Raw genomic sequence first — 19,501 nt, forward strand, 5'->3', positions numbered from 1 at the left:
AACCGGACGCTTGCGCTTTTGTTCTTTTTCGTGAGTTTATACCGTCAGAAGGATTGTAGTACATATCCTTGGCCAAAAAAAGTGCTTCTGCCATCCATAGACAAAAGCAAAGACTTGTTTATTTATCTTTCTTAAAAATACCGATCACAACACGAACAAATCCTCCGAGTACTCTAGGGAGCTTAATAGTATAAAATTTCATAAGTTCGCCCTCCTCTATTTGCAAACACGCTTACGAATGAATCGTGTTTTAGTCACGACTCTTTACAACTAATACTATGCCTTCTTCATACGAAAAAGTACCATAATTTGAAATAAGCTTATTGGAAATAGAAAGAGTAGATCCTATCGTTACCGTTGCATTTGTTAATGGATAATAAAAATTTGTTAATGTTAAGCCCGTTACTTTCGGTGTTATTGGAATAAACGATATCGTATCATATTGTTCATCCTGTGTAACCGTATGATTTCCTGGTTTTGTCATTTCCAGTTCATTTGTACGATTAATAAGGATACCCCGGATGTTTCGCTCAATAACGTGCTGTAGTAGCTGAATATTGATTAGGGTATGATCCAACCGACCACCAGTCACCCCAAAAAAATAAATCGTATCAGGATTTAATTCAAATGCCTGTTCTAATGCGAGCTCAAAATCAGTCATATCCTTTTCAATAGGATGCTGTTTAAAAAATTCAGCCTTATCTTGTATAGTTTGTTTCTCGATTTCCGAAACTGAATCGAAATCACCAACCGCATACGTCAGTGGTAAGCCACTCTCTATAATGGTAAGGGCTCCTCGATCAGCCCCTATCCATATGTCTATTTGGTCATGATACTGCAACAAATCAGGGAGTTCTGTCAGCGGTCCATTCCCCATTATCGCGACATTCCTCATCTACATTACCCCATTTGATGAGCAGCATGGCGAATTTCTTCAATAGCAAGCTTTCTATCTGATTGATTATAGATTGCACTTCCTGCAACTAACACATCTACTCCGGCAGCCACACATTGTTTTGCAGTTTCAGGATTGATTCCGCCATCTACTTCAATTTCAAAAGAATAATTATACTGATCACGCCACTTGGAAATTTGCTTTATTTTAGTTATTGTTTGCTCTATAAACGATTGACCACCAAATCCTGGATTTACTGTCATAATCAATACTAAGTCTACATCTTGTAACACTTCTCGAATCATCTCGACAGGAGTACCTGGATTTATGGCAACACCTGCTTTTACACCTGAATTCTTTATTAGTTGAATCGTTCGATGTAGATGTACAGTTGCTTCTTGATGTACTGTAATAATAGTAGCCCCAGCCTTTACAAATTCTGGGATATAGTGATCTGGATTTTCAATCATTAAATGAACATCCAGTGGTAAAGTTGTCTTAGGCTTAATGGCATCTACGATTAATGGGCCAATCGTAATATTAGGTACAAAGTGTCCATCCATGACATCTACATGGATATAATCTGCTCCACCTTTATCCACATCGATTATTTCTTCTCCTAGCTTAGCAAAATCTGCTGACAATATTGATGGTGCAATTTTAACCATAATTAATACCTCGGCTTTCTTGATTGTATTTCATCCAAAAAGTTCACATAATGCTCATAGCGGTAATCTGGAATGTCTCCTTGTTCAACCGCTTCTTTCACTGCACATTTCGGTTCCTTGGCATGCAAGCAGCCTCGAAATTTACATTGATCTGCTAACGCCCGTATTTCTGGAAAACAATCTGACAGCTGTTCTGCTTCAATTTCATCAAAATCTAACGCGCTAAACCCAGGCGTATCCGCAACCAAGCCATCATTGATTTCGATTAGCTCTACATGACGCGTTGTATGCTTCCCTCTTCCCAAACTTTTGGAAATATCTGCAGTTTTTAGAAGCAATTCTGGACTAATTGTATTCAGTAAAGTAGATTTCCCTACCCCAGATTGGCCAGCTATTACGGTCACATTGTCTTTTAAATAGTCTTTGATTCGATGAATTTCTCTCGGTTCCTTTGCAGAGAATAATTCCATCGCGTAACCAATTTTCTCATAATCACGTTGATAGTCCTTTATTTCTGCTAATTGCTGCGTTGTAAGTAAATCGATCTTCGTTACAAAAATCGTTGGGGTTATCCCCTTTGCTTCAATTAACACAAGGAATCGATCTAATAGTGTTGTGCTAAAATCCGGTTCTATAGCGGAACCAACAATAATGGCCTGTGTAATATTGGCAATAGGAGGACGAATTAATTCATTCGTCCGTTGTTTTACTTCTGTTATATAACCTTCATTCTCTTCTCGAATGTCAAAAGAAACGAAATCGCCTACAAGTGGTGTAATATTTTTTTTTCGGAAAACGCCTCTACCTTTACATTGGTAGACATCATCTGACGTATGAACGTAATAAAAACCACTTAGAGCTTTCATTATTCTGCCCTCTGGCATCTATTCACCCTCTTCATATGGTATTGTTTCGTCGTAAATGACTTCATCATCTCGCATTACGCGATATCTCGCTTCTGATCCCTGTTCGATTTTCAGTTCAATCGTATAGCGATCTCGAGTTTCGGTTATTTCAAACTCATCATATACCTGTGAAATATCATGTCCCATATCACCAACGTAAACACGAATAACTTGTGGCTCATTTGGCTGATCTGTTCCATCATCCTCTGAATCTTCATTTGGTACATATTCAATATCAAATGTTACAGAGTGTGTCTTAGGTGGTAATGCTTCAGGACCAGTTGAGATATAAATATCAACCGTATCACCTTCATTTAATTCCGCATTTGCTTTTGGTTCCTGTCTAATCACATACCCTTCTGGAACCGTATCAGAGCTTTCTTTCTGGACATTTACGGATAAGCCCTTTGATTTAAGATAATCTCTAGCTTCACCCTCGGTTAGTCCAACCAAATTATCTAATTCAATTGGTTCCTTTCCTTTACTAACCTCGAAGATTACCTTTGTTTCGCCAGGTATCACTTCATCATCTGGTGCAGGTTGTATTTGCTTAAGAATTTCTCCAGCTGGGCGATCAGAAAACTCTTCATAAACACTAATATCTGTGTAGCCCTTCTCCTTTAATAGTCGTTCAATTTGGCTGAATTCCTCTCCAACATAATCTCCAAATACATCTTTTTCTTGCCCTTGACTAACAAAAACGGTTACCGTAGTTCCTTCTTTTACCGTCCTGCCAGGTCTCGGATCTGTTTTTACTACTAATCCCTCTTCTACCTCTTCAGAATACATAAATTCTCGTTCAGGCTTGAGATTCACATTTTCAAGTTCCTCTTTTGCCTCACTATATTCCAGTTCTAGTACATCAGGAATCGTAACATCCTTTGGCTTTGTTAAGCCCGGTATTAGAAAGGCAAGTAAAACGATAAGCAACACGACAAACAAAATGCTAGAAATGATAAGCAATTTTTTATTTCGTTTCTTTTTCTTTTTTGTACCCTTAGTTTTCTTTGCTGGGGCTTGTCCTTTCTTAGAAACCTTCTTTGTTTCTGCATTCGCTTGGTGAACAATTGTATCCTGATGAACATCCTCCAAATGACTCTCTGTAATTATCGGAATTGCTTTTGTTTCCTCGCCTACCTCGGTAGGTGGGACATATTTCGGCTCGTTAATTTTTTCTGGTGAAAGTGCTACTTCTAAACTTTCTTCCATTTCATACACTGTATTATAACGATGGAATGGATCCTTTGCGGTTGCTTTTAACACAATATTTTCAACACTTTGTGGGACCTCCTGATTATATCGTCTCACAGAAGGTGTATCACTTTGCAAATGCTTCAACGCAATCGAAACAGGAGATTGTCCAGAAAAAGGCAGTCTTCCAGTTAGCATCTCAAAAAATAGGATACCTAGCGAATAAATATCCGATTTTTTCGTTGCCAATCCACCCCGTGCCTGTTCAGGTGACAGATAATGTACAGACCCTAAAATAGAATTTGTTTGTGTTAAGGATGTTGCACTTAAGGCAACAGCTATCCCAAAGTCTGTTACTTTAATATGTCCATATGTATCAATCAAAATATTTTGTGGTTTAATATCACGATGCACAATTCCGTTTTCATGGGCATGGGAAATCGCAGCCGTGATTTGCTTCATAATTTCAATCGCATCCGCTACTTCTATTGGTCCATAGCGATGAATATATTCCTTAAGCGTCATTCCGTCTACATATTCCATTACCATGTATAGAATTTGGTCTTCCTCACCAACATCATATATCGTCACCACATTGGGATGGGAAAGACTTGTTGCTGATTGTGCTTCACGGTCAAATCTGGCAATAAATTCCTCGTCATTCGCATATTCTAATCGTAGTACTTTGATAGCAACACTTCGATCTAAGATCGTATCCGTCGCTAAATAAACGTCAGCCATTCCGCCGCCGCCTATTTTTTCTTTGATCTGATACCGTTCATTAAGCATATGACCTTTTAACACAATGCTTCACCTTCCTCCATCGATGCTTCTTTCTGGATGATTACCAGCGAAACATTATCTTCCCCACCACGTTCATTTGCCAATTTAATTAAGCGTTGACCAATTTCTTGAATCTCATCATCTGATTCCAAGTATGTCTTCAATTCTTCATCACGAACTTTGTCTGATAAGCCATCGGAACATAGTAATACTTTATCCTCGTTATCCCAGCTTATTGATTGAATATCAGGTTCTACGATCTCAGCATTTCCCAGTGCGCGAAGCACTAAATTTTTGCGTGGATGAACAAGTGCATCTTCTTTGGAAATTTGTCCGGACTGTACAAGTGCATTCACTAAAGAGTGGTCTTCGGTAAGCTGTTTAAAATTATACGCGTTATACAAATAACATCTACTATCACCAATATGTGCAACAGAAATAAATTCATTTGTACAAATAGCTGCTACTAGCGTTGTCCCCATACCATGACATTCTTCATGCTGCAACGAATGCTCGTAAATGGATGAATTCATTTCATCTATGGTTTGTTTCAACCATTTCTCACTTTCCTCTGGTGAATGAAACAACGTGCTTGATTGCCATTTCTCTTCCATAATTGTTGTAGCCATTTGGCTAGCTACATCACCAGCTTGATGCCCTCCCATACCATCTGCAATGATAGCGAGATACTGGTTATGCTCGTTAGGAAATATGCCACCTGAATCTTCATTATGACTTCTCACCTGACCGGTATCTGTCAAAAAATGTCCTTTCATTCTACCACCCCTTAACAATGCCACGTTATTTGTATATAAGTATTACACAAATTACCAAATAAGAATATCTATTTCGGAATTTTTTTCATACTTTATAACTAGATATTGAACAAATTAGGAAATTCGTTTTAGTCTCACTAGGAAAAAGCCATCAGTATGATAGGTCTGCGGAAAAATCTGTAGCCCATAAGGCGAGATTCCTTCTGATTCTTTCAAGACATTTGGTAATTCATCAAAAAAACTGGCATCAACTTCATAATTTGTATACTTCGTTAAGAATTCCTTTACGACTTCTTCGTTTTCAGCAGGATCTACCGTACACGTACTGTACACTAGTAACCCATCTTTTTTTAGTAACGGTGCGACTGTTGCCAAAATATCTGTTTGGATAACTGCAAGCCGCTCAATATCTTCTTTTTGTTTATTATATTTAATATCAGGTTTGCCGCGCATTACTCCTAAGCCCGAACACGGTGCATCTACTAAAATTCGATCAAATGTTTCCGCATCATAGCGCTCCTGTAATTTACGTGCGTCATGTGCTTCTGCATCGATGATAGATAGCTGTAGTTGCTCTGCCTTTTCCTTAATCAAGTTGATTTTTTTCTTGTGTAAATCATGGGCGTGAACAATTCCTTGATTATTCATCTTCTCGGCAATATGGGTTGCTTTGCCACCTGGGGCACTGCACGCATCAAGCACTGTATCGCCTGGCTTTGCATCCAGCATTTCACCAACGAGCATGGAGCTTTGATCTTGAATCGTTAGAAGGCCGTCTGTAAATAAAGTCGACTTTATAATATTCCCTTTTTCGATAAGGATACCTTGCTCTGAAAAGGCAGATTTCGATACTTCGAAGCCTTCTATTGTTAATTGGTTGATGGCGTCTTCTCTAGTAATTCTCATTGGCTGTACACGAACGGAAATGGCTTTGTGCTTTAAATTTTCCATACACATTTCCTTGGTTGTATCGTAGCCATACACCTTGATCCAGCGATCCACAAGCCACTTTGGATGACTCGTTTCAACTGATAACCGTTCAACTGGGTCTTTAATAGATGCTGTATCAGGAACACCATTGCGCTGCACATTACGCAGTATCGCATTAACAAAAGAAGATATCCCTTTATGACCACGCTGTTTTGCGATTTCCACCGCTTCATGGATAATGGCATGATCTGGTACCTTATCAAGATATACCATTTGGTAAATCGACATACGTAATAACATTCTTACCCATGGTTCCATTTTTTTCTTTTCGTTAATAAAGTGATTCAAATAAAAATCTAACGTCATTTTTCGTTGAATCGTTCCATAAACAACTTCTGTTAATAACCCCTCATCTTTAGAAGAAATATTCTTCGATTTCATTTCATGATTAAGTAACAGATGGCTATATCCACTGTCTTGATCAATTCGAAGTAATAAGTCGATGATTGTATTCCGAAGAAGATATTTCATTATCATTCACCCATCTTAGAACCTATTTGGATACGGTCACTCGATCCTTGTAGATAATCCTTTACTGTCATTCGTTTTTTACCCTCAGGTTGTATTTCTGTTATGCGAATTCCTTTATTGTTACCACAAATAACCGTGAAGGACTCATCATGATTTTTCGCCACAATTTCACCCGGCATGCCTTGGTATTCCTGGTGTTCAAGCTCTCCCCACCAAATTTTCATCGTTTTATTCTGATAGGTCGTAAAGGCAACCGGCCAAGGATGTAGCCCCCTAATTTGATTATAAATATCTAAATTAGAACGTTGCCAATCGATTCGTTCTTGTTCTCGTTTAATATTAGAAGCAAACGTTGCTTTCGAATCATCCTGCTTCATAGGTGTAATCGTTTTTGAAAATACACTTGGTAGTGTATCCATTAATAGTGCTGCACCTACTTCTGATAGTTTATCATGAAGCGTTCCAACATGGTCATCCATTTCAATAGGGATACTTCGTTGTGAGATAATATCGCCTGCGTCTAATTTTTCTACCATATACATAATGGTAATTCCGGTTTCTTGTTTACCCTGGATAATTGCATAGTGAATTGGTGCGCCACCGCGTAATTCCGGTAGTAATGAGGCATGAACATTGATACATCCGAATTCCGGATACGCCAGCAATTCATTCGGCAAAATTTGTCCATATGCCGCAGTGACAATAATATCCGGTTTATACGAGAGAATTTCCTCATATTCTGTTCGGATTTTTTCTGGCTGGAAAACTGGTATTCCATACGCTTCCGCTTCAACCTTTACAGGTGGAGGGGTTACAACCTTTTTTCTACCTTTTGGTCGATCGGGCTGGGTTACGACTAACACTACCTCATAGTCAGACGTAATCAATGTATGTAATATTGGGACTGAAAAATCTGGTGTCCCCATAAATACTATTCGTTTCATTGTAAAACCTTCTTTCTACATCATGTGATATGGCTGCATATCAACTGTAATTAGTAAATCCTCTTTTCGCACTTCATCAGCAAATTGATCGATAATTTTCTTAATGTAGCCACGAAGCTTCGGTTCATTTTTGTATTTTATCATGCATTGATAACGATATCTATCTTTCACCCGTGCTATTGGTGATGGAGTCGGGCCAAGAACAATGGAATCCTCCTGTATAACCTTCCTGAGCAGCTGGGCAATTCGTTGTGTAAGTTGCACTGCACGTACATGATTTGGGTGAGATACGGTAATTAATGCTAAATAAACATATGGTGGGTAACGAAACGACCTTCGAATTTTCATTTCTTGCAAAAAGAATTGATCGTAATCATATTCACTTGCTAATTGAATACTATAGTGTTCTGGTGTATAGGTCTGGACAATAACTTGCCCTGCCAATTCATGTCTTCCCGCTCTCCCGCTAACTTGAGTCAGCAATTGAAAGGTTTTTTCACTTGAACGAAAATCGGGTAAATGTAACATCGAGTCAGCTGTCAAGACGCCTACTAACGTCACATTGGCAAAGTCAAGCCCTTTTGCAATCATTTGTGTACCTAGTAAAATATCTGCTTGTTTTTCGGCAAATTGTTTTAATAGCTTCTCATGAGCACCCTTTTTTCTCGTCGTATCAACATCCATACGAATCACCCTGGCGTGTGGCATTAGTGCTGTTAACGATTCCTCCACACGCTGAGTACCAGTACCAAAGTAACGGATCAGATCACTATTACATTCTGGACAAAACAGCGGCATTTGCTCTTCATACGAACAATAATGACATTTTAATTGATTACTATTTTTATGATAGGTCATTGCAATATCACAATGTGGACATTCCTTCACATGTCCACAATCTCGGCACATAACAAAAGTAGAGTAGCCTCGACGATTAAGTAATAATACAATTTGTTCTCCACGTTCGAGAACTGATTCCATTTTCTCCTTTAAAACCGTAGAAAACATAGAGCGATTACCTTCGTGTAGCTCTTGTCGCATATCAACGATTTCAACCGTTGGCATCTGTTGATTATTCGTTCGTTTTGCCAATGTTTGAAGCTGGTAAACACCTTTTTTCGCTCTTGCGAAGGATTCTAAGGTGGGAGTAGCACTTCCTAACACGACCGGACAATGATGAAATTGACCACGTTTAATCGCTACATCCCTTGCATGATATCGGGGTTGATCCTCTTGCTTATACGTCGTTTCATGTTCTTCATCAATGATAATGATTCCAATATTTTCAAATGGAGCAAAAATTGCAGATCGTGCCCCAACAACTACCTTTACTTCTTTGGCTTGTATTTTGCGCCATTCATCGTATTTCTCACCATTTGATAATGCACTATGCATAACTGCAACATTACTTCCGAATCGCCCTTTAAATCGATTCACCATTTGAGGAGTTAGTGCAATTTCTGGAACTAATACGATAGCTTCTTTACCTTTCTCAATAACACCTTGGATTGCTTGGAGGTATATTTCCGTTTTTCCACTTCCAGTTACACCATGCACTAGGAAAACATCATGTTCATCTTGATCTATTTTCTTTTTTATTGGCGCCAATGCCTGTTCCTGTTCTTCGGTGAGTTTTAAAGGAAATGTCCGTTCGAATGCATCATCGTCATATGGATTACGATACGTTTCCTTTTTATATTCGGTTACTAGTTTTTTTTCTAATAATGCCTTTAAGACGGTGCGATTAGTATTAGTTATTTGAAAAAGCTTTGCTTGTTCAATAGGTTCAGGATGTTGAATAAAGAAGGATAGTAATTGTCGTTGCTTCTTCGCTTGTTGCGACATATCCATTAATGCTTCTTCTAATTGATAGCTCGCTTTATTCGGTTCGATGATTGTTACTAGCTTTTTAGTAACCTTCGATTTTACCAGATAGTTAATGGAAATATCGGTAGCTTGAATCGCCTGTTGCAGTTTGGAATAAGCAATCGTTGAGTGAGCAAACTCCTCATAGCTAATGACATCTCGTCCAGCAAATAAATTTTCTAGCTCTGGTGCCAATAGCTCCGCAGTATTACGAATTAGTTCTTTTTTATATTGTGCCTTTAAGACTTGCGGTAACATTGCCTGATAGGCGGTAATGTACATGGTCACCGTATCTTCTGCAACCCACTTCCCAAGTTCTAATAACTCAGTCGTTAAAACAGGATGAATATCTAATACATCAATGATTTCCTTTAGCCGATCAAAGTCAGAATCCGTTTTTATTCCAACGACAAATCCAGTGATTTTCCGAGGACCAAAAGGAACAATAACACGCATTCCTTCAGTCAATATTTCTTGAAATCGTTCTGGAATTGCATAATCAAATGTCTGATTAATCGCTTTCGCTTGGACATCTACGATAACTTTGGCAATTCTCACCTTGACTCATCCTTCATATCATGTAAAATTAGTTGATAAATTTCCTTCGCTACTTCCTTTTTACTATTCAATGGAATTTCATGCTCTTTGAGGCTACGATTCAAATATGTGACCACATTCGTATCACTACCAAAACCTGCGCCTTCTTGTGCAACATTATTAATCACAATTGCATCTAGATTTTTACGCAATAGTTTATCCTTACCGTAATCCTTAGGATCCTGTGTTTCTGCAGCAAACCCGACAAGAAATTGATCCGTTTTTGCTTCCCCTAAGGTTTTTAAAATATCTGTTGTACGCTCTAGTTCAATTTGGAGATTGCCATCTTTCTTCTTCAGCTTCTCATCATACGTTTGCTTTGGACGATAATCGGCCACAGCAGCGGATTTTATCACGATATCTTGATTCGGAAACGCCGCTTCCATTGCATGGAACATTTCTTCTGCAGTCGTAACATCTATTCTAGTTATATTATTTTGGAAAATATCTAGTGCTACTGGTCCAGTCACCAAGGTAACTTCTGCACCCATTTCTGCAGCTGCCTCTGCTAATGCAAAGCCCATTTTACCTGTTGAACGATTGGTAAAAAATCGAACTGGATCAATTTTTTCACGAGTGGGCCCTGCGGAAACTAGTACTTTTTTTCCAGCTAGTAACTTGTTAGTTTGTTGATGTGATTTAATTACTTCTATTATTGTTTCTGGTTCCTCAAGCCGTCCCTTACCAATCCAACCACAGGCTAAGTATCCTGCTCCTGGTTCAATGAAATGGTAACCATAATCCGTTAATTGTTGCATGTTTTTTATAACAGCAGGGTGTCCATACATATTAACATTCATGGCCGGAGCAATATAAACAGCTGCCTTTGTTGCGAGGATTGTCGTTGTAAGCATATCATCAGCAATTCCATTGGCAATCTTTCCAATAACATTGGCTGTAGCCGGAGCTAAAAGTACGATATCGGCCCAATCCGCTAAATCAATATGGGCAATTTTTGCTGGATCTTTTTCATCAAATGTATCTGTATAAACAGGATTTCTAGATAATGCTTGAAACGTGAGTGGTGAGACAAATTGCATTGCGCTTTTTGTCATAATGACCTTCACATTTGCACCTTGCTGCGTTAGTTTACTAGTAAGCGCGCATGCCTTATACGCTGCAATTCCACCAGTTACGCCAAGTACGATATTTTTGTTTTGCATCGTTTTCAAACACCTTTCTATATGTACGCATCAAAATAATCTTCTAGTCTAGTTATACCATAAAATACAATGAAAGATAATTTCTAGAATTGATAACAAAAATCCCTCGCACACATAGATGCAAGGGATAAAATTTTATTGTTCTTCGCTTAAGGTTAATTCATTTGCTTCAATTTCTTCTAAAGCCATACCGACAAATTTATGGGACTTAGGTTTTTCAATTCGTAAATTTTTAAGTTCACGTAATTGTCTTGCTCGCTTTGCAGATAGCGTAACTAGTGAGTATTTTGATCTGATTTTTTCTTGTAATGCATCAATTGATGGTTCTAGCATCATGATAATTCATCCTCCAATAACTTTTTATACTGCGTGGCAATGCGTTCACGTTTACAATGTTCGCTTTGAATAATTGACTGTATTTTTCCGACTGCCTTTTCTACGTCATCATTAACGACTACATAGTCATAAGCATCCATCATTTCAATCTCATTCCGTGCTTCTTTTAACCGATTAAGGATTAGATCCTCTGTTTCTGTACCACGATTTACAATCCGGTTTTTTAATTCCTCTAAACTAGGTGGAAATAGAAAAATAAATACGCCCTCAGGGAAGTTCTGTTTTACTTGCATTGCGCCTTGAACTTCAATCTCTAAAAACACATCATAGCCTTCTTCGAGTGTTTTTTCAACATATTCCTTCGGTGTACCATAATAATTATTAACAAACTTCGCATATTCTAACAGCTTTTCTTCGGCAATTAGCTGTTCAAATTCTTCATTTGTTTTATAGAAATAATCTACTCCATCAATTTCTCCTGGACGTTTTTCACGTGTTGTCATGGAAATAGAATATTTCAAATCCGTTTTTTGTTCAAAGAGTTCCTTTCTTACTGTCCCTTTTCCTACGCCTGATGGGCCAGATAAAATAAATAAAATACCTTTTTCTTCAATCAAATTCTTTCCTCCTAGTATGGTTGACTGCTATTATTCATCCGAGATTTCATCATGACTTAGCACACGCTGGCCAACTGTTTCAGGCTGTACCGCTGATAGAACAACATGGTCACTGTCCGTAATGATGACAGCTCTAGTTCTTCTTCCGTATGTAGCATCTACTAATTTATTATTATCTCTTGCAACAGTGATAATTCGTTTTATTGGTGCTGATTCTGGTGATACAATTGAAATCACTCGATTGGCAGAAACAACATTTCCAAAACCAATATTAATTAATTGTAATCCCAATTTCACTTCCCCCTCATCATTCTAACCTATTATAAAGGCTTTTTTACGAAATTAAAAGTATATTTCCCTACCTTTTTCACTCGATATTTTGAACTTGCTCTTTCATTTTTTCAATTTCACTTTTCATTGCGACGGTCCATTCTCCAACTTTATGATCCGTCGATTTTGAACCGATTGTATTTGCCTCTCGATTCATTTCTTGAATGATAAAATCAAGCTTTCTACCAATTGGCTGATCACTTGTACAAATGGACTCTATTTGTTGCAAGTGACTCAGAAGTCGTGTGATTTCCTCTGATATATCGCCCTTTTCTGCTAGTATGGCAATTTCCTGGTGTAGACGTGCTGCATCTAGTGAAATTGAATCGTCAACATACGTTTCAATTCGTTTCTTGATTCTTGCTTGGTATTCTTCAATTACTTGCTCTCTTCGTCCTTCTAACAATAATACCATATGATGGACTGTTTTTACTCGTCCTAAAATATCGCTTAGAAGATTCTCCCCTTCCTCCATGCGCATGTGAAGTACTTGGGCACAGGCTTCCTTAATACCAGTTAATAATTTTTCTTGGAGTTCACTTGGCTTTGTTTCGTTTTCAGTGATCGTCATCAGTTCTGGTAATTGTGCTAACAGACTACTTGAATGTGCATCACTTAATCCATAACGCTCTTTTGCCTGCTGTAATTGTTCCATAACCTGATCCATTAAATTCCAGTCTGTTACCACTGTTTTGTTAATAAAGGTACTACCTTCCATATCAATATGTAATTCAATACGCCCTCTACTGAAATAGGATTTAAGTATTTTTTTTATTTTATCCTCAGCATATAAAAAAGTTCTTGGATACTTTGGGATAATGTCCAAGAATCGGTGATTTACCGATCGTATTTCAATTGTAATGACCGTATCGCCAAGCTGAAAGGTACTAGCCCCATACCCAGTCATACTTTTTGCCAATCTTAATCACCTACTTCGAATTATTCTAATAGCCATTATACCATAAACCGAAGCAAGCAATCAGCGATGCCTATTTTAGGTATGGATAAAAAAAACCTCCACAAACGTGAAGGTTCTTAACATTATCTCTTCGTAAAGCCAAATAATACGGTTGGTAATGCTGCTAAACCAATTATTAACATCCAATCTCGTAATGATAATGCGATCGTATGAAAGATTGGTTGTAATGGTGGCCAGTAGATAACAACTAATAATAGTAGGATGGAAGATAATACGGCTAAAACGAGATACATATTTTCAAAAGGATTCCGGTCAAATACGGACCTTTCACTTCGACAATCGAATACATGTATTAACTGAGCCATAACCAGAGTAGTAAATGCAATGGTTTGCCCGTACACCAAATGCTCTGGATTATTTTGATAGGTTACCATAAAAGCGATTAAGGTAACTGTTCCAATTAATATCCCTCTACTAATAATCTTAAAGCCCAGTCCCCTAGCAAATACACCTTCTCGAGGACTTCTTGGAGCACGCTTCATAACATCATCCTCTGGCTGATCTAGTCCAAGTGCCATCGCAGGTAGGCCATCTGTCACTAAATTCACCCATAGAATCTGCACTGGAACTAATGGTAGTGGCATTCCAAGTAGCATCGCAAACAACATGACTAAAATTTCGCCTACATTAGAAGCAAGGAGATAACGGATAAATTTCCGGATATTTTCATAGATGTTCCGTCCTTCCTGAATGGCAGCTTTAATGGTTGCGAAATTATCATCCATTAATACTAGAGAGGAGGCTTCTTTCGTCACATCTGTACCACTTATTCCCATACTAATTCCAATATCACTTGCTTTTATTGCAGGAGCATCATTTACTCCATCACCTGTCATAGCAACAATATGACCTCGCTCTTGAAATGCCTTAACAATTTTCAACTTATGCTCCGGTGTTACACGCGCAAAAACATAAACATCTTCTATTACATCCTCAAGCTCTGCTACTGACATCTGATTCAATTGCTGTCCTTCTAAAACAAGTCCACCTTCTGGAAGTAGCTCCAACTTTTTTGCAATTGCTGTAGCTGTTTTAACATGATCTCCAGTAATCATGACAGTTTTAATTCCTGCCTGTCTACATTCTTCAATTGCTGCTTTTACTTCTTTCCTTGGTGGATCAATCATGCCAAAAAGCCCAATAAAGGTTAAATCCTTTTCTAAAAAAGCTGATTCCAATGTTACGTCCTTCGCTAATGGCTTCATACTAATAGCTATAGTCCGTAATGCTTTATCAGCCATATAATCAATTGCACTACTAATTGCATCGCTATCTCGTTGCTTTAATAGTTTCCTTCCATCTTTATCCAACACGTAATTACATCGTGGTAATAATACATCCGGTGCACCTTTTGTAATTAAAAAGCGTCTACCATTCGCATCCTCCACCACGACACTCATTCGCTTTCGGTCAGAATCAAACGGAATTTCTTTTATCACGTTAAAATTTTCCACATTATGCGTTGATAATCCTAGCTTTCTTGCTGCAACTATAAGTGCTCCATCTGTTGGATCCCCGTCCACGTAATAATGCCCCTTTTTTACTTGTAGGGATGAATTATTACATAATTGACCATATACTAGCATCGTTTCTAAATTCGGATGTTCTCGTTTTAGTTTTTGTTTTCCAAGAAGAAAATCACCTTCTATTTCATAGCCATCTCCCGTAACAGACAGATGTTCACCATTCAAAAACATTTCCTTCACTGTCATTTGATTTTCCGTCATCGTACCCGTTTTATCGGAACAGATTACCGATGCACAACCAAGTGTTTCTACTGCGGAAAGCTTTCTAACGATTGCTTTTTTACGAATCATTCGCTGTACACCAAGGGATAATGCTACCGTTACAATGGCTGGAAGCCCTTCAGGAATTGCTGCTACAGCTAGTGACACCCCAGCTAAAAACATCTGATACACAGGATGCCCCTGTATAACTCCAAGTCCAACCACTAAAATCGTCAGTAAGATCGCCACAACGATTAGTATCTTCCCAAGCTCTGCTAGCTTCCTCTCTAGTGGCGTTGGTATTTTTTTCGTATTGGACATTAACGACGCAATTTGTCCCATTACCGTATTCATGCCAGTTCCAACAACGATCCCGATTCCTGATCCTCGTGTAACTAATGTGCCCATAAATCCCATATTGACTTGATCCTGTGCATCTAAGTCATCACGCGTTATAGCAGTTGCATGTTTCATTACTGGTAAGGATTCGCCTGTTAAGGCTGACTCCTCTGTTTCCAAACTACTCGATTTTACAATCCGTATATCAGCTGGCACTCTGTCTCCACTTGTTACTTTTACAATATCTCCTACCACCAGTTCACGTGACATGATTTTTTCCCATTTTTTGTCACGATAAACATTGGCCATAGGTGCTGATAATTCTTTTAGTTTTTCGAGTGATTTTTCCGCCTTTTGCTCCTGAAAATAGCCAATAAAGCCATTGACAAACACAATTACCATAATAGCTATCGCATCAACATATTCGCCCAACATCCCCGCAATTAATGTAGCAGCTAATAACACAATCACCATAAAATCCTGGAATTGCTTTAAAAAAATAATCCATTTCGGTGTATGTTTTGCCGTCTCTAGCGCGTTATAGCCATATTGTTTCTGTCGCTGTTCGACTTGTTTGGAAGTAAGTCCCCGATTTGTTGTTACTTGAAGTTTTTGTTCAACCTGTTCGACATCTAATTGATACCACTTTTTCACGCTGCATTCCTCCATGCTTTTAAAGAGCATAAACTATCTCCTATTCTCTTAGTGATATCTATGCAGACTTGTCCTAAAAAATGCTATAATTTAAGGAGAGGTGAGTCGAATGCCATTTGATGGAATCGTAACGAAGGCAGTGACAGAAGAATTAGTAAGTCAACTACTTCCAGGAAAAATAACAAAAATATATCAGCCAACTGATACAGAAATAGTCATGACGATTAGAAGCCAAGGGAAAAATCACGTAGTACTACTATCGATTCATCCTACCTATTCTCGCATGCATATTACCGCTGACTCGTATCATAATCCGCCAGAAGCACCGATGTTCTGTATGGTTTTACGAAAGCATTTATCGGGCGCAATTATTGAAAAAATCGAACAATATGAAATGGAACGGATTGTTTCGTTTACAATAAAAACTAGAAATGAAATTGGGGATATTTCCAACAAGAAACTCATCTTAGAGTTAATGGGTAAACATAGTAATCTAATGTTAGTTGATGAGGAGAAAGGACATATCATTGATAGCCTAAAGCATATCTCCATGGCTCAGAACCGTCACCGCACTGTACTGCCTGGTTCTGCCTATAAGCTACCGCCTCAACAAGACAAGTTAAATCCTTTAACTATTGATGGGAATACCTTTTTAAAGCGATTGGATTTTAATGCCGGAAAAATCGATATGCAAATTGTCCAGTTATTAACAGGTTTTTCTCCCTTTATCGCAAAGGAACTTGTTAGTCGGGCAAATTTAGGATCAGATTCTATATATGCGGAGCAGTTTTTAGCAATACAAGCACAAATTATAGCTAACCATTTTGAACCTGCAATCTATTATGGAGCAAAGGAAGACTTTCACGTTCTTCCGATTCATTCCTTTGAGGGGGAAATAACCACCTTTGCATCAACAAATGAAATGCTCGATAGTTTCTATTCTGGAAAAGCAGAGCGTGATCGTGTTAAGCAGCAAGCAAAGGACTTATATCGCTTTATTCAAAATGAAAAGGATAAAAACGAACGGAAGCTAAAGAAGCATGAGCGGACGTTGAAAAAAGCGGAAAATGCCGAGACCTATCAACGACGCGGTGAGCTGTTGACGGCAAATATGCATCTCGTTAAACAAGGAGATACTACTATTTCTGTCATTGATTACTATGATCCAGATCAAAATGAACTTACAATTGAGCTTAATCCAAATAAATCTCCAAGTGAAAATGCGCAAGGCTTTTTCAAAACGTATCAGAAGCTTAAAACTTCTAAAATAAAAGTAGAGGAAGAGATTCAAAAAACGGAAGAAGAACTAGCATATCTTGAGCAATTATTACAGCAAATCGATGTAGCAGGTGTCGAGGATATTGAGGAAATTCGTGAAGAACTTCGTGAGGAAGGCTATTTGAAAAAGCAGTTAAAGAACAAGCGGAAAAATAAACAAACCGTGCCAAAACCCGAAGCATATAAAGCTACAGATGGTACGACTATTTTAGTTGGTAAAAACAACAAACAAAATGAATATCTAACGATGAAACTAGCCCATCGTGATGAAATATGGCTACACACGAAGGATATTCCTGGTTCACATGTAATAATTCGTTCCAAAGAACCAAATGAAGAAACAATCCAAGAGGCTGCTCTGCTTGCTGCTTACTTTAGTAAGTCGCAAGATTCTTCCTCTGTACCGGTCGATTATACTAAGGTAAGACATGTAAAGAAACCGAATGGATCAAAGCCTGGTTTTGTTATTTATGACAATCAAAAAACGCTCTATGTAACGCCAGAAAAAGCAGTTGTAGAACGTTTGAAAAATAAATAGGAAAATTTGTTTAAAAAGTGGCTTGGACATAAGCGTCAATGGTTTGATAGAATCCGAATAATGCACTATATCCGCTTCAGGGTTAGCGCATTGTTCGGATATATACCTTCACATTTCACTTATGTCCCAAGCACTCCATTTCTTCCTACTTTTCGTTTAGGTGAATAATGATACTACCATTACAAGTTCAATAATCGTGATAATGATTAAGCCACCTATAGAAATGAACTTTGTATAACGAATTGCCGCTTTACTAACCTCTGGATCATCTTCATACATCCATCTTTTACCAAACAAAACACTATCTTCAGGATATTTATAAGACCAAATTAAGATAACATACAGTGGAATCAGCAGGATAGAAATTAAAATGACAGCGACTACATTTTCAAATTCTATTGGTAAACACCCCCAACCTATAATACTGATAAAACATAATTTGATATTATTATAGACTACCTAGAATAAAAAAAATAATGGAAACTTTATCCGCAACAGTTGGCACAAATGAAGTATCCTGCCGATAAAAAATTACCTATCACAAAATGGATAGATAATTTCTGGTTCAACATGTGGTATCAGAGTAATGCTTCTTTCGTTAACATTTGAATAAAATGATCGACTTGTGGTAGTTCGCGAATTCCTTCCTGATAAGAAACCCAGGTGTATCTTGTTACTGGTTTTCCACCTAACTCGAGTGCAATATGTGGAAACTCATCCATCATCGAATCAGATACACTTTTAGGAAGAACTGCCATCCCGATTCCTTGTTTCATAAATTGCTTACATGTTTCAATTTGGTCCACGGTCATCATTCGAAGTGGTTTTATCTGATGCTGGTTTTGATAGAGCCAATTATCCACCAGTTCATGCATGCTGTCATCACTTTTAAAGGATATTAATGGGCGTTCCTTTAATCTATCTTCTGGAAAAGGCTCTGTATCAAAAATATACAATGGATCGTCAAATAATCGAATACTAGTACTCTCTTTTAGCTTCTCCCCACGAATGATACAAACATGATAATCTTTATGATTTTTTCGAATATCTTCACTTATACCTGTCACTAAATCTATCGTTACTTTCGGATAAAGACTTGTATATTCTCCAAGTATTTTTGGAAGAAACCGTTGACTAATTAACGAAGAGCATGCAATCGATAATGTCCCTTGCACTTCTTCACTCGATTGGGATAGCTTGTTCATAATCGCTTGTTCTTTAGCTACTACCTCCTTCGCATGTTCTAAAATAATTTCGCCACTAGGTGTTAGCACTAAGCTTTTCGGCGTGCGGATGAAAATCGTTTGGCCAAAATAATCTTCTATAAATCGGAGTCGCTGTGTCACAGCTGGTTGCGAAATTAACACTTGTTTTGCCGTTCCACGTATCGTACCAACTTCTTTTAATTTCAATAATAACTCGTAATCCTCAATTTTCATGATAAAAATCCTTTA

18 protein-coding genes are annotated in these 19,501 nt (G+C 37.9%); 1 reads left to right on the plus strand and 17 read right to left on the minus strand.

Translation table 11 applies throughout. The features are described from left to right. Positions 1–118: 118 nt before the first annotated feature. The 15 genes from spoVM to JF53_RS06260 all read right to left on the minus strand — a co-directional run bounded on the left by spoVM (position 119) and on the right by JF53_RS06260 (position 16,231). Complete coding sequence (gene spoVM, locus JF53_RS06190) at positions 119–202, minus strand: stage V sporulation protein SpoVM (protein WP_036687879.1); 84 nt, start codon at positions 200–202, stop codon at positions 119–121. Between the two features lie 48 nt (positions 203–250). Next, entirely contained in the window at positions 251–895 is a 645-nt protein-coding gene (locus tag JF53_RS06195; protein WP_047981313.1) for a thiamine diphosphokinase, read from the minus strand. A gap of 5 nt (positions 896–900) precedes the next feature. Next, positions 901–1,563, minus strand: coding sequence for a ribulose-phosphate 3-epimerase (rpe, locus tag JF53_RS06200; protein WP_047981314.1), 663 nt, complete (start codon positions 1,561–1,563; stop codon positions 901–903). A gap of 2 nt (positions 1,564–1,565) precedes the next feature. Further along, complete coding sequence (gene rsgA / locus JF53_RS06205) at positions 1,566–2,447, minus strand: ribosome small subunit-dependent GTPase A (RefSeq protein ID WP_047981315.1); 882 nt, start codon at positions 2,445–2,447, stop codon at positions 1,566–1,568. After that, positions 2,448–4,463 carry a Stk1 family PASTA domain-containing Ser/Thr kinase gene (gene pknB, locus JF53_RS06210; RefSeq protein ID WP_047981316.1) on the minus strand — a complete coding sequence of 672 codons (2,016 nt, stop codon included), beginning with the start codon at positions 4,461–4,463 and terminating at the stop codon, positions 2,448–2,450. Continuing rightward, the gene (locus JF53_RS06215; protein WP_047981317.1) at positions 4,457–5,218 is read right to left on the minus strand and encodes a Stp1/IreP family PP2C-type Ser/Thr phosphatase; all 762 of its coding nucleotides are present in this window, start codon (positions 5,216–5,218) and stop codon (positions 4,457–4,459) included. Before JF53_RS06215 ends, pknB begins: the two co-directional genes overlap by 7 nt. 114 nt (positions 5,219–5,332) lie before the next feature. Next, the gene (gene rsmB, locus JF53_RS06220) at positions 5,333–6,679 is read right to left on the minus strand and encodes a 16S rRNA (cytosine(967)-C(5))-methyltransferase RsmB (protein ID WP_047981318.1); all 1,347 of its coding nucleotides are present in this window, start codon (positions 6,677–6,679) and stop codon (positions 5,333–5,335) included. A gap of 2 nt (positions 6,680–6,681) precedes the next feature. Continuing rightward, entirely contained in the window at positions 6,682–7,623 is a 942-nt protein-coding gene (gene fmt / locus JF53_RS06225; protein ID WP_047981319.1) for a methionyl-tRNA formyltransferase, read from the minus strand. Between the two features lie 15 nt (positions 7,624–7,638). Beyond that, positions 7,639–10,047, minus strand: a complete 2,409-nt coding sequence (gene priA / locus JF53_RS06230; protein WP_047981320.1) for a primosomal protein N' — start codon at positions 10,045–10,047, stop codon at positions 7,639–7,641. Continuing rightward, complete coding sequence (gene coaBC, locus JF53_RS06235; RefSeq protein WP_047981321.1) at positions 10,044–11,249, minus strand: bifunctional phosphopantothenoylcysteine decarboxylase/phosphopantothenate--cysteine ligase CoaBC; 1,206 nt, start codon at positions 11,247–11,249, stop codon at positions 10,044–10,046. The genes priA and coaBC overlap by 4 nt, the downstream gene beginning before the upstream one ends. Positions 11,250–11,384: 135 nt before the next feature. Then, positions 11,385–11,585, minus strand: a complete 201-nt coding sequence (gene rpoZ, locus JF53_RS06240; protein WP_083443558.1) for a DNA-directed RNA polymerase subunit omega — start codon at positions 11,583–11,585, stop codon at positions 11,385–11,387. Beyond that, the gene (gene gmk, locus JF53_RS06245) at positions 11,582–12,202 is read right to left on the minus strand and encodes a guanylate kinase (protein WP_047981322.1); all 621 of its coding nucleotides are present in this window, start codon (positions 12,200–12,202) and stop codon (positions 11,582–11,584) included. The genes rpoZ and gmk overlap by 4 nt, the downstream gene beginning before the upstream one ends. 30 nt (positions 12,203–12,232) lie before the next feature. Next, positions 12,233–12,493, minus strand: a complete 261-nt coding sequence (remA, locus tag JF53_RS06250; protein ID WP_047981323.1) for an extracellular matrix/biofilm regulator RemA — start codon at positions 12,491–12,493, stop codon at positions 12,233–12,235. A gap of 76 nt (positions 12,494–12,569) precedes the next feature. Then, positions 12,570–13,451: a YicC/YloC family endoribonuclease gene (locus JF53_RS06255; RefSeq protein WP_053071914.1), complete on the minus strand. Its 882-nt coding sequence runs from the start codon at positions 13,449–13,451 to the stop codon at positions 12,570–12,572. Positions 13,452–13,573: 122 nt separating this feature from the next. Then, positions 13,574–16,231, minus strand: coding sequence for a calcium-translocating P-type ATPase, SERCA-type (locus JF53_RS06260; RefSeq protein WP_236686916.1), 2,658 nt, complete (start codon positions 16,229–16,231; stop codon positions 13,574–13,576). A 109-nt stretch (positions 16,232–16,340) separates the two neighbouring features. Between JF53_RS06260 and JF53_RS06265 the strand changes: the two genes are divergently transcribed. Continuing rightward, positions 16,341–18,047 carry an Rqc2 family fibronectin-binding protein gene (locus tag JF53_RS06265; RefSeq protein ID WP_047981324.1) on the plus strand — a complete coding sequence of 569 codons (1,707 nt, stop codon included), beginning with the start codon at positions 16,341–16,343 and terminating at the stop codon, positions 18,045–18,047. A gap of 156 nt (positions 18,048–18,203) precedes the next feature. Here the strand turns inward: JF53_RS06265 and JF53_RS17840 are convergent, their stop codons facing one another. Both JF53_RS17840 and JF53_RS06270 read right to left on the minus strand, forming a co-directional pair. Further along, positions 18,204–18,344: a hypothetical protein gene (locus JF53_RS17840; protein WP_236686917.1), complete on the minus strand. Its 141-nt coding sequence runs from the start codon at positions 18,342–18,344 to the stop codon at positions 18,204–18,206. 281 nt (positions 18,345–18,625) lie between these two features. Then, on the minus strand, positions 18,626–19,486 hold the full coding sequence (locus tag JF53_RS06270; RefSeq protein ID WP_047981326.1) for a LysR family transcriptional regulator: 861 nt from the start codon (positions 19,484–19,486) through the stop codon (positions 18,626–18,628). Between the last annotated feature and the right edge of the window lie 15 nt (positions 19,487–19,501).

The sequence above is a fragment of the Ornithinibacillus contaminans genome, from assembly GCF_001038425.2.
GTDB lineage: Bacteria > Bacillota > Bacilli > Bacillales > Amphibacillaceae > Ornithinibacillus > Ornithinibacillus contaminans.

What these genes read in the sequence shown, in the direction of transcription:
- rpoZ (WP_083443558.1), bottom strand. Translation starts at nt 11,585, where the DNA reads ATGATGCTAGAACCATCAATTGATGCATTACAAGAAAAAATCAGATCA.
- JF53_RS06270 (WP_047981326.1), bottom strand. Translation starts at nt 19,486, where the DNA reads ATGAAAATTGAGGATTACGAGTTATTATTGAAATTAAAAGAAGTTGGT.
- rsgA (WP_047981315.1), bottom strand. Translation starts at nt 2,447, where the DNA reads ATGCCAGAGGGCAGAATAATGAAAGCTCTAAGTGGTTTTTATTACGTT.
- JF53_RS06195 (WP_047981313.1), bottom strand. Translation starts at nt 895, where the DNA reads ATGAGGAATGTCGCGATAATGGGGAATGGACCGCTGACAGAACTCCCT.
- coaBC (WP_047981321.1), bottom strand. Translation starts at nt 11,249, where the DNA reads ATGCAAAACAAAAATATCGTACTTGGCGTAACTGGTGGAATTGCAGCG.
- JF53_RS06215 (WP_047981317.1), bottom strand. Translation starts at nt 5,218, where the DNA reads ATGAAAGGACATTTTTTGACAGATACCGGTCAGGTGAGAAGTCATAAT.
- spoVM (WP_036687879.1), bottom strand. Translation starts at nt 202, where the DNA reads ATGAAATTTTATACTATTAAGCTCCCTAGAGTACTCGGAGGATTTGTT.
- fmt (WP_047981319.1), bottom strand. Translation starts at nt 7,623, where the DNA reads ATGAAACGAATAGTATTTATGGGGACACCAGATTTTTCAGTCCCAATA.
- rsmB (WP_047981318.1), bottom strand. Translation starts at nt 6,679, where the DNA reads ATGAAATATCTTCTTCGGAATACAATCATCGACTTATTACTTCGAATT.
- rpe (WP_047981314.1), bottom strand. Translation starts at nt 1,563, where the DNA reads ATGGTTAAAATTGCACCATCAATATTGTCAGCAGATTTTGCTAAGCTA.
- JF53_RS06265 (WP_047981324.1), top strand. Translation starts at nt 16,341, where the DNA reads ATGCCATTTGATGGAATCGTAACGAAGGCAGTGACAGAAGAATTAGTA.